General features: G+C 68.6%; 10 protein-coding genes and 2 tRNA genes. 1 reads left to right on the top strand and 11 read right to left on the bottom strand.

What is annotated here, in order from left to right; translation table 11 throughout:
* Nucleotides 1–158 precede the first annotated feature (158 nt).
* Entirely contained in the window at nt 159–464 is a 306-nt protein-coding gene (locus tag LQ566_RS10795) for a zinc-ribbon domain-containing protein (RefSeq protein WP_231091707.1), read from the top strand.
* 67 nt (nt 465–531) lie between these two features.
* Here the strand turns inward: LQ566_RS10795 and LQ566_RS10790 are convergent, their stop codons facing one another.
* From LQ566_RS10790 to LQ566_RS10740, 11 genes are all read right to left on the bottom strand, one after another.
* Nucleotides 532–4,869 (bottom strand): Ig-like domain-containing protein, encoded by a 4,338-nt coding sequence (locus tag LQ566_RS10790; RefSeq protein ID WP_231091706.1) that lies wholly within the window; start codon nt 4,867–4,869, stop codon nt 532–534.
* 79 nt (nt 4,870–4,948) lie between these two features.
* A complete protein-coding gene (locus tag LQ566_RS10785; RefSeq protein ID WP_231091705.1) occupies nt 4,949–5,950 on the bottom strand; it encodes a hypothetical protein in 1,002 nt (333 codons plus the stop codon).
* A gap of 257 nt (nt 5,951–6,207) precedes the next feature.
* Nucleotides 6,208–7,401: a M20 metallopeptidase family protein gene (locus tag LQ566_RS10780; protein WP_231091704.1), complete on the bottom strand. Its 1,194-nt coding sequence runs from the start codon at nt 7,399–7,401 to the stop codon at nt 6,208–6,210.
* Nucleotides 7,402–7,404: 3 nt separating this feature from the next.
* Nucleotides 7,405–8,838: an MFS transporter gene (locus tag LQ566_RS10775; protein ID WP_231091703.1), complete on the bottom strand. Its 1,434-nt coding sequence runs from the start codon at nt 8,836–8,838 to the stop codon at nt 7,405–7,407.
* Nucleotides 8,828–9,442 (bottom strand): TetR/AcrR family transcriptional regulator, encoded by a 615-nt coding sequence (locus LQ566_RS10770; RefSeq protein WP_231091702.1) that lies wholly within the window; start codon nt 9,440–9,442, stop codon nt 8,828–8,830. The genes LQ566_RS10775 and LQ566_RS10770 overlap by 11 nt, the downstream gene beginning before the upstream one ends.
* 380 nt (nt 9,443–9,822) lie before the next feature.
* Entirely contained in the window at nt 9,823–11,136 is a 1,314-nt protein-coding gene (locus tag LQ566_RS10765) for an MFS transporter (protein WP_231091701.1), read from the bottom strand.
* 178 nt (nt 11,137–11,314) lie between these two features.
* Nucleotides 11,315–11,950, bottom strand: a complete 636-nt coding sequence (locus tag LQ566_RS10760; protein WP_231091700.1) for a hypothetical protein — start codon at nt 11,948–11,950, stop codon at nt 11,315–11,317.
* A 219-nt stretch (nt 11,951–12,169) separates the two neighbouring features.
* Nucleotides 12,170–12,243, bottom strand: a tRNA-Met gene (locus LQ566_RS10755).
* A 21-nt stretch (nt 12,244–12,264) separates the two neighbouring features.
* A tRNA-Thr gene (locus tag LQ566_RS10750) sits at nt 12,265–12,336 on the bottom strand.
* Between the two features lie 63 nt (nt 12,337–12,399).
* Nucleotides 12,400–13,539 carry a M23 family metallopeptidase gene (locus tag LQ566_RS10745; protein ID WP_231091699.1) on the bottom strand — a complete coding sequence of 380 codons (1,140 nt, stop codon included), beginning with the start codon at nt 13,537–13,539 and terminating at the stop codon, nt 12,400–12,402.
* 199 nt (nt 13,540–13,738) lie between these two features.
* Nucleotides 13,739–14,530 (bottom strand): inositol monophosphatase family protein, encoded by a 792-nt coding sequence (locus LQ566_RS10740; protein ID WP_231091698.1) that lies wholly within the window; start codon nt 14,528–14,530, stop codon nt 13,739–13,741.
* Nucleotides 14,531–14,681: the final 151 nt, after the last annotated feature.

Below are 14,681 nucleotides of genomic sequence, written 5' to 3'. Positions count from 1 at the left end.
GTCGACGAAGCGCGACGCCGTCATCCGCTTCCAGCGGCTTCATCGTCGCGTATTCTGTATACAGAATACGCGACGATCGCGCAAGGCTCCCTCCGAGATCGTCGACCCGGTTCACAAGACGGCCGGTAGTCTGGCTCTTTCACGACACCGGGGGCATCATGATCATCTTCGGCACGCGGGGCACCGCGAAGTTCCTCGCTGCACTGTTCACCATGTGCGGCTTCTGCCGCGCGACAGCCGCGCAGCGCCTGTACCGCCGGCGCACGTGGTTCACCCTCTTCTTCATCCCGATCTTCCCGTTCGGGCATGGGAAGTACGTGCTGCAGTGCGCCAACTGCGGTGAGCAGTCCGAGCTGCCTCGTGACGTCGCGGAGCGCTTCCAGGTCGACGCCGCGCAGCAGCAGGCGGCACGGCAGGCGGCGGAGTCGACGATCGCGCCCGCACCCTCCTCCGACGCCTCCTGACACGACACCGGCCGCAGCATCCGTGAGGACGCTGCGGCCGGTGTCGTCGATCAGTCCGCGCGCGCGATCAGTCGCGCACGGTCCGTGCCCGAAGGCGGGCCAGCAACACGACGCCGGCCGCGGCCAGCAGCAGGGAGATCACTCCCGCTGCCGTCCAGGGCGATCCGTCGATGCCGGTGGAGGGAAGTCCTCCCGCGGGCGGCGTCGCGGCCGGGACGCTGCCGCCCGGGGTGACGCCCGGGCCCGCGGTCACGGTCGCACCGGGGGTCGACGTCGCGGTTCCCGTCGGCTCCGGGGTTTCCGTGGGTGCCGAGGTTTCGGTTGGTGCGGGGGTTTCCGTGGGTGCCGGCGTTTCGGTCGGGTCCGGCGTTTCCGTCGGTGCCGGCGTTTCCGTCGGGTCCGGCGTTTCCGTCGGGTCCGGCGTCTCCGTCGGGGTCGGCGTCTCCGTCGGGGTCGGCGTCTCCGTCGGGGTCGGCGTCTGCGTCGGGTCCGGCGTCTCCGTCGGGGTCGGCGTCTCCGTCGGCGTCGGCGTCTCCGTCGGGGTGGTGCTCGGCGTCGGCGTACTCGCGAGCGCCACCGTGACGGTGATGCTGTCGGCCACCCCTTCCACCCGCGTGCTGCTGGCGGTGATCCGGTACTCGCCCACGGCGGCGTCGGCAGCCACGTGCAGCACGCCCGACTCGTCGATGGTCAGCGCAGATTCAGCCGCTGCCCGGAGGGCGGAGCGGGCCACTGCCGTGCTGACCTCGGCGACGCTCCACGCCACGTCACGACCCCAGTCGTCGGTCACCGGATACGGCGCGGCACCGGTGACGTCCACGGTGATGGGCGCGGTGGCTCCCGGGGCGAGCTCCGATTCCGTCATCGTCAGCGCGATCGATTCCGGACGCGGATGCGTGGTCACCACCTGCTCGGGCCGCAGTTCGTTCGGGTTCGTGATACCGCTCGGCAGCTGGATGCCGCCGGGGAACCGGTACGTGTCGGGCGGGCTGGTGGGACCGTAGTTGCGGGGGTCGTCATCCCAGCCGGTGACCACCAGGTCCACGCTCGACCCGTCGTCGAGTGTGGCTGTGACGACACCGGGCATGCCGAGCTCGCTGCGGGACAGCCCCACGGGGACGTCCATCGGAGCGAGATCCACGAGGCTCACCACGTGGAGTGCGACCACGCGCACCACGGCGACCACGGGGGCGGAGATCCCCGCGGCGCGACCGAGGAAGGTGTGCTCCCCCTCGCTCTGCACCTGATCCGCCGTGATCTCCGGCCACGTCACCGGGACCTCGGCGGTCTCGCCGTTCGAGTAGGTCACGGTGACCGTCTCGGGAAGCACCGGAACCTCACCGGGCGCCACATCGACCGCCACCGGGCTGATCGAGGACACGAACACCTCGGACAGATGCAGCGAAGGTGCGAGCGCCGTCTCGGACATCGTGAACCCCGCCGGCAGGTTCGCCGGCAGCGTGAGCTTGCCCGCGCCGTAATCGGCGAACGCCTGCTTGGCGCCGAGGATCGAGAACGCATCGAATCCGGCGTTGTCGCGGTTGTAGTTGGGGATGGCGCTCGCCGGGATGTCGATCGCGAAGCTGATCGGGCCGGAATCAGCCGGGAGGGAGCGGATGTAGTCCGCGACGTCCAGGTCGATGGCGTTGCCGTTGTCGATGATCTGGCCGTTGGTGAACGCCTGGTGCGACACCGGGACGAGCTCGTCGTAGGACGGGATTCCCTCGTTCGCGGAGTAGTCGGCGTGCGCGTAGCGCGAGATCTCCGCACCCAGGGGCGCGTTGTTCCACGTGAGCGTCGACGAGGTCCAGGTGGGCTCGGTGGCGTACACGTCCGCGGTGAAGGCGGTGTTGCGCAGGCGCTCCGCGTCGCTGCCGCCCGCTCCGGTCCACGCGTCGTACCGCGAGACGTAGAGGCGGATCGATGCGGACTTCACAGCGGCCAGATCGCCCTCGTAGGAAGACGGGTCGAACTGCACGTAGATCCGACGGGTGAATCCCGCCGAGGCCGCGTTCTTCAGCTTCAGCACCAGGTTGTTGGACATCGAGACGCCGAACGGGAACTTGTACTTGTCGCCGGCCGCCGGAGCGGTGCTCGTACCCGCCTGCGTTCCCATCGCCGTGGTTCCCGATCCGCGCTGCACGAAGCTCGCGTCCAGGGCAACGGAATCGCCCTGTGCGGTACCAGCGCCGAGCTCGCCCACGACCGTGACGGTCGCCTCGATCGCGGCGCTGGGCGTGCCGCCCACGGTTCCGGTCGCTGTGATGGTGCCGGCCGCACGATAGCTCTCGCCCGGGATCAGATCCCAGGTCACGGGCCGCTTCTCGGTGCGCTCGGTGGTGTTGGCGCCGGCGGTCTCGCGCACCGTCACCTGGAGCACGTCGGGCAGGGTCGGGTACACGCCGGCGGCGGTGCGCACGGAGACCTCAGGAAGCACGAGCGTCGCGACCGTCTTCACCTGCGACACCTGGTGTGCGCCGATGTCGAGACCGACGCCGGCGGTGTTCGCACCGAAGAAGTCCTCGGACGGACCGCCCGTGATCGCGGTTCCCGCCGTGACGGCGGGGCTGGTCGACGCGATCTGGAAGAGCGATGCCCGCTCGCGGAGCCGCTCGCGCGAGGTGAAGTCGGCGATGCGATCGGTGGCGTCGTCGAACGTCGTGGTCGCCTGGGACGCCAGGCGGGCGACGAGCTGCGGGTCGCCCTCGATGGCGAGCTGCGGGCGGGCGAAGATGTTGCCCGCGGCCTCCATCTTGGCGACGTCGACACCGCTCGCGGCGCTGGCCAGGCTCTGCGGCCAGAAGATGTTGTTCTTCATGAGCTTGTCGGGTGAACCGAGTGCGCGCTCGATCGCGTCCTTGCCGTCCGACGGATGCGCCGTGAGGAACTTGAGCGACCCGGCACCCTCCTTCAGCAGGATGTTGTTCCAGAAATAGGCGTTGGTCCCGGAGTTGTCGCCCGAGTTCCCCTCGCCGAACAGGGCCGTGGAGATGCCGTCGCCTACGTACAGGGTGTTGTTGTAGATCTGGGGCATCGCGGAGCCCTCGTTCTTCACCCAGTAGTGGAAGATGCTCTGCTCCTTGTAGGTGTAGCCGCCGCCACCACCCTTGTCCGCGTTCGTCCCGCGGTTGCCGCCACCATCGTTCGCGGAGATGTTGTAGCGGACGATGGAGTCCTTCTGGTCCGACATGAGCAGCATGAAGCCGCCCGCGTTGTGGTGGCTGTAGTTGTACTGATAGACCACGTTCACGCAGCCGAGGTCGATGTCGTACGCCTCTGCGTCGTTGTAGCCGAACGTGGTTCCGTAGACCTCGTTGTACTGGAACAGGGCGTCGTTGTTGGACATCGACCAGACGCCGGCGAAGTTGCGTGCGCCATAGTCGGCGTTGGCGGGCCGGACGGCGATGTTGCCCTCCACGAGACCGCCGGAGGCCACCTCGCTCAGCACGATCGCGTCGCCGGAGACGTCCTCCAGGTAGTTGTTCTTGATGCGGATGTCGGACATCGTCTTCTTGAACGAGTTGCTCACCGCCGTGTTCGCGTCAGCCTTGGTGCGGATACCCTCCAGGCCCACGCGCTTGACCACGTTGTTCTCCACGGTCACATCGTGGAAGCCGGTGGACGAGCGCCACTCGCCCGCAGGCAGGAGCACCGTGCCGTCGGGATCCACCCAATGGCCGAGGATGATGATGCCTCCGGTGGCCTTGAGGGCCGGCCCCTGCGAGGCGGGCGGCAGGCCCGGCTGCTGGAAGTACTCCGACTGCACGTCGTGGACGTAGTTGTTCGCGATGCGGATGGAGGTGAAGGTGCGATCCTGTTCGTAACCCATCACGAGGATGCCCGCGCGCTGCGCGTCGCCCGGCTTCTTGTACCCCTCCGGGTTGGAGGCCTCGGGGCTGTTCGTCACCTCCAGGTTCTGGATCTGCCAGTTCTCCTGGTTGACCAGCTGCACGGCACCGGTGATGTAGCGCTTGAAAGTCCCGGTCCCGTACGTGCCGCCACCGTTGATGACCGGGCGCCGCTGTGCCGTGAACGACGCCGTGCCGCCCTCGTCGGTGTAGAGGTCGACCGCGATCGGGGCCTCGGCTGTGCCACTGCCCTTCGGGTGCAGCATCTGGCCGTTCCAGGTGCTGTCGGATTCGAGGAGGATGTGATCACCCGGCTCGAAGGTGGTGGCGGACACCTTTGTCAGGCTCTTCCACGCGGTGGCGGGACTGGTGCCGGCGGCACTGTCGTCACCGGACGCACCGTCGACGTAGTAGGTGGTCCCGGTTGTCGACGGGCCGATCGAGGTGTACGCCGCCGGTTCCGGTTCGGCGGCGGACGCGGCCGGCGGAGCGGCGACGCCTGGGAGGAAGAGCGCCGCGGACAGGGCCGCGGCGAGAGCCACGCGGGAGAATCTCATTCCAACGCAGTCCTTTCTGTGTGGGGATGTTCGAGTCGGGATCCGCGCGCGGTGTGCTGCGCAGCGGATCGGCGACCGGTCAGGGGGTCGCGTCCAGCAGTAGCGTCGCGAGGTCGGCGGTCATGCGGAGGGGATCTGCATCGATTCCCTGCTCCAGCTGCTCCTCAAGCAGTTCGTTCACGTAGGCGTTGCGGGCGAGCTGGGGCGCCTGTTCGAACGTGAGCAGTCCGCCCCCGAGCTTGTCGACGAGGATGAGCCGCTCCCCCTCCGTGAATCCGTCGATGACCGCCCCCGGCTCGGCGTGCTGCATCGCATCGAGGATCTGCGAGGAGTAGAGATCCTCTTTCGAGATCTCCTGAGAGTCGATGCGCAGCTCCTCGACGCTCGCGCCCGCGGCGATGAGGCGGTCACGAAGGGCGGCGGCGTTCGTGGTGTCGACCGTCGCGGAACTGCCAGTCACCCCGGCGGAGGTCGGCGAAGCGGGCGCCATACTCGCGGCGAGCACCTCCTCAGCGCCGTGGACGCGCCAGACGGTGACGGCGAGATCGGACTCCTTGGAGACGTCGCCCAGTCGTTCGAACGCGGAACGCAGGTCCGCATCGTCGGGCGGGGACTGCTCCAGCAGCGCAGCGCGCACCGCGTCCTTCAGCTCTTCGGCGCGGGAGCGGAGGCGCTCGTACGCGTCGACGCCGCCCGGCTCCTCGGTGGCCGCCCGAAACGCCGAGCTGTCGACCCCCCAGTCGTCAGCAAGGAGAATCAGCGCACAGTCCGCGGTGAGAGCGGACTTCACGGCGGACGCGAGAGCGTCGACGGGTCGAGTGCCGCCGTACTCCTGACCCCAGAAGTCCGAGCCGTAGGAGGCGATGTCATGCTGGGCCGCGAAGTCTGTGCCCACGGCACTCTGCAAGCCGAGCCCGTAGGTGACGGCGGTGGAGGCAGGCACAGTCACGTCGCCGCAGACCGCGGCGGCGCCGTCCGCCTCGCGCGTGATCGCCCATGCCCCGGCGGAGACTCCTCCGATCAGCAGCACCGCGACGACCGCACCGATCATCGTCCGTCGTCCTTGACGTGCCCTCTGCATTCCTGTTCCTCCGGGACTGCACTCGAGACGTGAACATTCTTGTTCACTTAGACACAGTCTTAAACGGAGAGGAACATTAGCGAAAGTTTGTGTTCACTATTGATCACTTCGGAGCCAACACAGGTCCCCGACGAGCGTGAGAGATCGAAAACGCACCTCCGAGCGACCTCAGAGGTGCGTTTTCGATCTCTCACCGCGAAACCTCACGGAAACGTCGGGGACGTGGCGCGGTGACCGAGCCCACGTCCCCGACGTGATCAGCGGGCGGTGCGGGCGAACGCCACTGCGGCGAGCGCGGCGGCCTGGTCTCCGAGAACCCCGTCGTCGAAGATGACGCGCGGCGAGTGGTTCCACTCGACCGTCGCCAGGTCGGTCTCCGGCGGCGAGGTCATCAGAGCGATGAAGGTTCCGGGCACCTCGTTGAGCACGAAAGCGAAGTCCTCCGAGCCCATCATGGGCGTCGGCATGATCGTCACGCGCTGCTCACCGAAGGTGTCGCGCAGCACGTCCACGGTCTCCGCCGTCTCCGCCGGGTCGTTGACCGTGACGGGATACATCGTCTCGAAGCTGATGTCGGCGGTGAGGCCGTGCGCGCTCACCACACCCTCGATCACGCGCGGCAGCCCCTCCTGCAGTGTCTTCAGCGACGCCGGCGACATGTTGCGGACGGTCGCGGCCAGCTCCACCTGCTCCGGGATCACGTTCACGGCACCGTCGCCCGTGGACAGCCGCGTGACCGAGAGCACGATCGGGTCGAACGCGTCGAACCGGCGGGTCACGAAGCTCTGCAGCGCGAGCACGATCTCCGCGGCCGCGGGCACCGGATCCAGGGTCTGCTGCGGCTGCGACCCGTGTCCGCCGCGACCCTTCACGGTCACGTGGAGCTGGTTGGAGCCGGCGGCCACGGCGCCGGCTCGCGTGGCGAAGACGCCCCGGGGGCCGGGTGCGACATGGATCGCGTAGGCGGCGACGGGACGCTCGCCTGCAGCGTCGAGAAGACCCTCGTCAAGCATGACCTTCGCTCCACCGTGTCCTTCCTCGCCCGGCTGGAACATGAAGATCACCGATCCGTGGAGCTCGTCCTGGCGAGCGGAGAGGAGCTTCGCAGCACCCACCAGGCCGGCGGTGTGCAGATCGTGACCGCAGGCGTGCATGTTGCCGTTGGCCGAAGCGAAGTCGAGACCGGTCGCCTCATCGATCGGCAGCGCGTCCATGTCGCCACGGAGCAGGACGGCGGGCCCGGGGTGTGCACCGCGCAGCACCGCGACGACGGATGTGGTGGCCGTTCCGGTGCTGATCTCCAGCGGCAAGCCGGCAAGGGCGTCGAGCACCTTCTGCTGGGTCCGGGGGAGGTCGAGTCCGAGTTCCGGGTCGGCATGCAGGGCGCGGCGCAGGGCGACGAGCTCGGGAAGGATGCCGGCCGCGTCCGCGGTGAAGTCGGGTGCTGTCATGGTTCAGCCTTTCGTGGTGGTGGTGTCGGCCGGGCTCGGCATGCGCATGAACGCCAGTGCCACGGCGGCGATGAGGAAGGCTCCGGCGCAGACGGCCCAGATCGTGACGTAGCCGCCGATCGAGGAGGACAGCGAACCGGAGGCGGTGAAGCCGGCGAGGATCACGGCGAACACGGCGCCGGCAGCGGAGCCGCCGAGGGTGCGGAGGGAGTTGTACACACCGGTCGCGATGCCGGTCTGGTCGCTCGGAGCCACCTCCGCGACGAGCGCGGGCAGCGCACCGAGCAGCAGGCCCATGCCGGTGCCGTTGATGGCCGAGACCAGGAAGATCTGCCACAGCTGGTCGTGGAACGCGATCTGTACGAGCGAGCCGCTTGCGGCCAGGATTGCGCCGGTCACGAGCACGGTCCGGATGCCGACCCGGCGTGCGATGGGTGCGAAGGTGGCGGCGCCGATCGTCGCGAGGATGGTGACGACGGCCGTGACGGCGGAGGCCGTGCCCGCACTGGCGGCGAAGCCGTATCCGGTCTGGGCGGGATCTGCGGTGAGGAAGGTGGTGGACGGCGACTGCGCGCCGAACATCACCATGCCGAAGAGGAAGGCGGTGAGATACACCGGCCCCATCCGGCGCGAGACGATCAGGCGCACATCGATCGCGGGCGATGACGATCGCAGCTCCCACAGCACCCAGAGCGCGAAGATCACGACCGCGGCCGCGAGGGTGCCGATCGTGGCGGCTGATCCGAAGCCCTCGCTGGAGGCGAGCCGGAGGCCGAACAGCAGGACGATCATGGCCAGTCCGATGCCGATGAAGCCGAGCACGTCCACCTTGGCGCCGGTGCGAGAGGTGGACTCCGGCACCTTGAAGAAGACCGCGTACACGCTCACCGCGACGAAGAGCACGGGAATGAGGAGCGTGAGGGTGAGGCTCGGCAGCAGCGCCGAGAACACCCCGGCGGAGATGGTGCCGAGGATCGCGCCGCCGGTGAGGCAGGAGACCAGCAGACCGATCGACGTGCGGGCGGTCTCGCCCTTGATGCGGTTGTGCACCAGGGCGATCTCCAGAGGCAGCCAGACGGCGAGCGGCCCCACCAGGATGCGGGCGGCGAGCACCAGCGGGTAGTTCGGCAGCAGAGCGGTGACGAGGGTTCCGATCAACACGGAGATCACGGCGATGCGCAGCATGCGGCGATGACCGAAGATGTCGCCGAGCTTGGACAGCAGGGGTACGCAGACCGCCGCGGCGAGCGTCTGCACGGTGAGGAACCAGGTGATGTCGGCGTCGGACACCTTCAGGTGGCCGGCGATCTCGCCGAGCAGCGGGGCGTAGAAGCCCTGAACGAAACCGCTCGCGAGCTCGCAGAAGATGAGGAAGCCCACGACGGCGCGAGCGCTGACCTTGGGCAGGGATTGGGTGACGGGGGCGTCAATGGACATGGTGGACCTGTTCGTCGGAGTCGCCGGAGCGACGCGGCGGGCGTGAGACGAGCGCGTCGATGATGTCGACGTAGGAGTGCTCGGCGATGCGAATGCGTTTGACCGACTGCCGGTACAGGGTGAGTCCGGCGATCGTGTCGAGGAGGACGTCATGGTGGACGTCGTCGGGGAGCTCGCCACGGGCGATGGCGCGGTCGATGATCTCGATCCCCTGCGCTCTGCGGTGCTGGAAGAACCCGTCCCAGAGGGCCGGGAAGACGTCGGGCTCGAACATGGCGCGCAGGCCGTGTCCCTGCTCGGGCGACAGCTCCTGATTGCGCTGGTTCTGCAGCGCGTGCTCCAGGAGATCGGCGCGGACATCGCCGGAGTCGGGAACCTCGCCGATGCGCACCTGAGACTGCAGGACGGCCGCGACCAGCGCGCCCTTGTCGGCGTACCGGCGGTAGATCGCAGTCTTGCCGCACCCCGCCGCCTTCGCGACCTGCTCCACGCTCAGTGCGGCATAACCTCGCTCGCCCAGGAGCCGGGCCGCGCTCTCGAGGATGCGCCTGGTGAGGTCCTCGTCGGTGGGACGGCCAGTGCGCTCAGCGGGGGTCGCGGTCATACCGAAACGATACGGTACGACGTGTTTCGTAAGTGTTACAGATGGATCACGATGAGAATCACGGAGCAAGGAGAGGCACGCGGCAGGCGAGTGCCCGGCATGGCGTCACCCGGCGCCGGATACAGCGCGGCCCCAGCCGGTACCGAATACCGCGCCCCGCCAGCCGGTACCGAATACCGCGCCCCGCCAGCCGGTACCGAATACAGCGCCGCGCCAGCCGGTGCGGAAGACAGCGCGGCGCCAGCCGGTGCCGAGGACAGAGCGCAGAGCAGGCCGAACGCGCCCCGGACGAACACGAGACGCCACGCAGAGCAAGAGCGGGGACGCTCGGGGTGACCCCGGCTCGCGAGGAGAACCCCGCGCGCTCTGACTCCTCGCGCTCAGACCGCCGCGGGAGGCGCCACCGATGCGGCACGGCGGGCGATCAGCATGATGCCGGCGGCGGCGAGGAGGAAGATCAGGGCGAGCATCCCCCACCCCGCGAGCCCGTAGGTGAGCGCAGTGGCGTTGACGACCATCGGCGATGCCAGTGCGCCGAGCGAGAAGCCCATGCCGAAGACTCCCTGGTACGCGCCCGCGCGCACGGGATCCGCCAGCTCGAAGCTGAGTCCCCACGCTCCCGCCTGGGAGAGGATCTCCGCGAAGGTGTGGGCGACCATACCGAGGACGAGCACCGCGATGGCGGCCCAGGTGGGAAGGCCAGCTGCGAGCGCGTAGATGAAGCAGGCACCGGCCATGAGCCAGCCCGCGATCATCGTCACGCGTCCGGCCACGCGGATGTCGTGGGTGCCGCGCGAGGCACGCACTTGGAAGAGCACCACCAGCGCGGTGTTCAGGACGAGTAGCACCGACACGATCACGGTCGGTGCTTCGGTCTCCTGCGTGATCCACAGCGGCACGCCGAGCTCGGCCACGCCGAACTGCATGCCGAACACCGCCGAGAGGACGGTCAGCAGCAGGTAGCGCGGATCCCGCCAGGGCGAGCGACGCCGCCAGTCGCTGCGCTCCGCCTGGGCGACGGTGTTGATCGACCCCGTGTCGGTGCGCAGCGCAGTCGTGCTGCGGGCAGGGGCGTCGACGCTTGAGGGAAGCCGCAGCAGCGGGATGGAGCCGATCGCGCACAGCAATCCCGCCGCGAGGATCACCACGCGGTAGGCGGGCGCGGTGCCGAGCGCGAGCGCAATCGCCGCGATGCCGGAGCCGAGAGCGATCGACAGGTTCGTGACGGTGCGCAGCACCGCGCGGGCGTGCACGCGGCGCTCGGGAGCCAGCCCTCGGGCGATGATCGCGGACCGCGCCGAGTGCCCGACGGAGTCGAAGAATCCGGAGAGGCTGGCGAGGATCAGAGCGGAGAGGAAGTCGCCGGCAAACGCGTATCCCGCCAGCAGCAGACCGCCCAGGGCCTCGCACGCGAATGCGATGCGTCGCGCGCTGCGCCGATCGGACAGCCATCCACCCACCAGTGATGCGACCACCCCGCACGCGCTGGACACGGCCAGCACGAGCGCCGCCTCCCCCGCGCCGAGCCCGAGGATCTGCGTGAAGAAGAGCACGGTGACCGTGAGGAACACCCCGCGACCCACCCGGGACACCGCTGTCGAGGTGACGAGGGCGCGAAGCACCGGGTCATTCATCGAGGCGGTGAGCCTGCGCCACAGCCCCTCACGAACGGGGGCGGGACCTGCAGAGCTCACCACTCGATCCTCGCACGTGCGCGGTTCTTGTCATGACGCGGCGGCGGAGCAAGCACGTCGCTACCGGACGCCCACCGCCGGGCTCGGAGCACGCGAACACGAACGGCGCGTTGATGGGGAACACAAATCAGCGCTGCTCTGCCGGAGGATCATCGCCGCCACGCCGGAGGATCAGCGATCAGCCACCCGGGCCCGACGGATCGATCGGGGCGCCGTCGCCATGCTCGGGGAGGTCGCCGCGCTCGACCGGCATCCCCGCGGGCGGCTCGGGCGCATCGGAGAAGAGCAGTTCGAGTTCAGCCTCCGATGGCACGTGCACTGCCTGTGCGGCCGCCCGCAGGTCCTCCTCCGAAGCGCCTCGGCCGCTCACGCGGATGAGCACATCGTCACGCGTCGCTACGTACTCGTGTGCGTCTCCCGCAGTCCGGTGCCAGAGTCCGTCATCGTCCTCTTCGCAGGTCACGGCCACGTCGTGCGCCTCGAAGAGCGGAGTCGCCGCGCAGTTCTCGGCGGTCACCTCTCCGAAGTCGGTGCGGATCGTCAGTATCCCGCCGCGCGCCTCGCTGAACCACGACGCCGACATGCCGCTGGAGCCGGTCGAGCCGACCGACTGTACCGCAAGATCGTAGCCGTCGACATCGGTCGTGTAGACGAGTTCGGGCGTGATGCCGAGAGAGCTCGCGCTCTCGGCGATCCGCTCGGGGTCCGCGGGCGTGTTTCCACCCGCGCCGGTCGCGCACGCCGAAACTGTCAGGGCGACAGAGGCCGCGATCGCGAGGGCGATCACGGGCCGGAGCGAGGCATGGAGGCGCACGACACGATCGTAGCCATGGAGTGCGGCCGCGCTCCAGGACGTGAGAGGAAACAGCCGGCACGTCGTGGGCGTCCCGAGCGGTCGTTGCCCCGCCTCCCCCGCCTCGCGGAGCGCAGGAACTGCACGCGTGGCCGATCGCCCGGTGAGCGATCAGCCACCATTCCGGTCCGCCAGCCCCGATACGACAAAACCCCCGGAAGAACCGGGGGTTTTCATCTGTAGCAGGAGCGGGGCTTGAACCCGCGACCTCACGATTATGAGTCGTGCGCTCTCACCAACTGAGCTACCCTGCCGCACGGCATTTTCATGCCTTGAGCCCCGAGTCAGGATTGAACTGACGACCCCTTCCTTACCATGGAAGTGCTCTGCCACTGAGCTATCGGGGCGTTGTCACCCTCACCGGGGCAACTCATCCAGCGTACCAGATGATCGAGGTGGCGATTGACCACTCACTCCGTGTGAGCGCGCAACCAGGCGATCGGATCGACGGTCTTTCCGTCGATGATGATCTCGAAGTGCATGTGCGCACCGAACGAGCGACCGGTGTTGCCCGTGAGCCCGACGACGGTGCCCACTGTCACCTGGTCCCCGGCCTTCACGCGCAGCGAGCCGTACTGCATGTGCGCGTAATGGCTCGTGACGATCTGGCCGTCGATCTCGTGATCGATGTACACGTTCACGCCGTATGCGCCGCCGTTCTCGGTGGCGATGCGAACGGTGCCGTCGGCGATCGCCTGGACCGGCGACCCGTCACCCGGCTGGAAGTCGGCTCCCTCGTGCATACGCCCATCGCGCATGCCGAAGCCATCGCCCACGGGAACGCCGACGGCGAAGGGCCACTGGATGGGTGCGGAGACGTTGTTCACGAAGACCGACGACGAGTAGTTGCGGATGCCGCTCTCCTGGGCGAGCTCAGCGCCCGAGATCGTCGAGTAGTTCTCGCTGCGGGCGAGGTCATCGGTGAGGGCATCACCGGAGGCGACGAACGCCTGGATGTCGGCCTTGGCGGTGGACGGTCCGGTGCTGGCGACCGAGGCGACCGCCGAGCTGCTTCCGATCGACGGCGGCAGCGCCATCGCGAACACCAGGGCCGCGGCAGCGCCCATAACGCCGATGGAGGCACCTGCGGTCGCGATACGACGGACGTTGCGACGCTTGCGGGGCGCGACGTGCAGGTAGACGGGAAGGTCCGATACGGGAAGCGTTGCGTCAGCGGGCGCGCTCTTCTCCTCGATGATCGACGTCACCTGCGTGTGACCGGCCTCGGCAAAGACGCGCGATGCCTCGGCGAACGCGTCGCCTTCGGGATCGGCGATGACGTCGGAGATGTGCGCGACGGGAACAGTCGGCCCGGGGGCCGCCTCCGCGGCTGTGCTCTGCTGGGCGCGACGCGCGTCGCTCCGACGCGAGGGCTGTGGGCGCTGTGCGACGGTCTCGGCGGCGGGCTCGGCGGGCGCGACAGCATTGTCGGCGGGAGCGACGCCAGCGGCGGCGATCGTGACGGCGGCAGCGCGAGCGCGCAGGGCACGGCGCGTCAGGCGCGCACCGGAGTCGGCGGGAGCGGATTCGTCGCGGTCAGCTTCAGACACAGCGCCGTCACCGGCTCGGGTGTGATCTATCGACAAGAACTCGTTACCTCAGGGTTGGCCGCACAACCGCGACACGAACAGATTCAGGGGGCGGACCGAACTCCGCTGCGGGTCAGCAAAAGTAACGATCAGGTAAAGGCTACCCCCGCTCCGCTGAAAAAGCCATCCGAAGAGCGAACTCTGTTAGCAATCCAGGACCTCAGCCGGCCAGCGCCGCGATCACGCGATCATGGGCGGCGGGAGATCCTGCGACGATCCGCGGGCGTGAGCCTTCCGCGTCGAGAAACGACACCGTTCCTCCGGCCTCGATCACCAGCAGGGCACCGGCGGCGTGATCCCAGGCCTTCAGATCCCGTTCGGAATAGGCGTCGACGCGGCCGGCCGCCACGGAGGCGAGATCCAGCGACGCGGCACCGAACCGGCGCAGATCGCGGGCGAAGGGCAGCACACGCGCGATCTCGGCGAGGTCAGCGGCATGAGTCGTCCGGTCGTAACCGAAGCCGGTGGCCACCAGCTCGCCCGCCGCACTCGGCTCCGCCACCCGCAGTCGCTCGCTCGTGCCCACGCCGTCCAATCGCGCACCCTCGCCGACCGCTGCACTGAACATCTCGTTTGTCGCGGGAGCGAAGATCGCACCTGCGACCGCCGTCCACTCCCCCACACGGGCGGGACCCGAGACCACCGCGACGCTCACCGCCCAGAACGGCAAACCCTGCGCATAGTTGACGGTGCCGTCGATCGGATCGACGATCCAGGTCAGCCCATCCGCGGGGACCGGGTCGTACTCCTCGCCGATGATGCCGTCACCCGGTCGCTCACTCGCCAGCCGATCACGGATGAGCCGTTCCACCTCGCGGTCGGCTTCGGTGACGATGTCAGCGAGCGTGGACTTCGTCGCCGCGATCCGCACACCCTCTGCACGTCGGCGAGCGGCGAGCTCCCCCGCCTCCCGTGCGACGTCGATGGCCAGGTCCCGAAGCTCCACACTCATGCCGTCAGCCTAGGCGCCCAGGCCGACGGCGCATGCTCTCGTCTGGAACGGATGAGCCCTCGCTCACCTTCACGACAAGCAAGAGGAACCAGGGGACTCGCCTGCGACGCGGAGCCGACGTCCTCGGGAGAGAGAATCGTGCCTCCCGATC

This window comes from Microbacterium nymphoidis, from assembly GCF_021044885.1.
Classification (GTDB): domain Bacteria; phylum Actinomycetota; class Actinomycetes; order Actinomycetales; family Microbacteriaceae; genus Microbacterium; species Microbacterium nymphoidis.
Note: the sequence above shows the minus strand (reverse complement) of the source record. Positions and strands in the feature narration are given on the sequence as shown.

Coding starts and splice junctions, on each gene's coding strand:
- LQ566_RS10795 (WP_231091707.1), top strand. CDS start 159: ATGATCATCTTCGGCACGCGGGGCACCGCGAAGTTCCTCGCTGCACTG.
- LQ566_RS10790 (WP_231091706.1), bottom strand. CDS start 4,869: ATGAGATTCTCCCGCGTGGCTCTCGCCGCGGCCCTGTCCGCGGCGCTC.
- LQ566_RS10785 (WP_231091705.1), bottom strand. CDS start 5,950: ATGCAGAGGGCACGTCAAGGACGACGGACGATGATCGGTGCGGTCGTC.
- LQ566_RS10780 (WP_231091704.1), bottom strand. CDS start 7,401: ATGACAGCACCCGACTTCACCGCGGACGCGGCCGGCATCCTTCCCGAG.
- LQ566_RS10775 (WP_231091703.1), bottom strand. CDS start 8,838: ATGTCCATTGACGCCCCCGTCACCCAATCCCTGCCCAAGGTCAGCGCT.
- LQ566_RS10770 (WP_231091702.1), bottom strand. CDS start 9,442: ATGACCGCGACCCCCGCTGAGCGCACTGGCCGTCCCACCGACGAGGAC.
- LQ566_RS10740 (WP_231091698.1), bottom strand. CDS start 14,530: ATGAGTGTGGAGCTTCGGGACCTGGCCATCGACGTCGCACGGGAGGCG.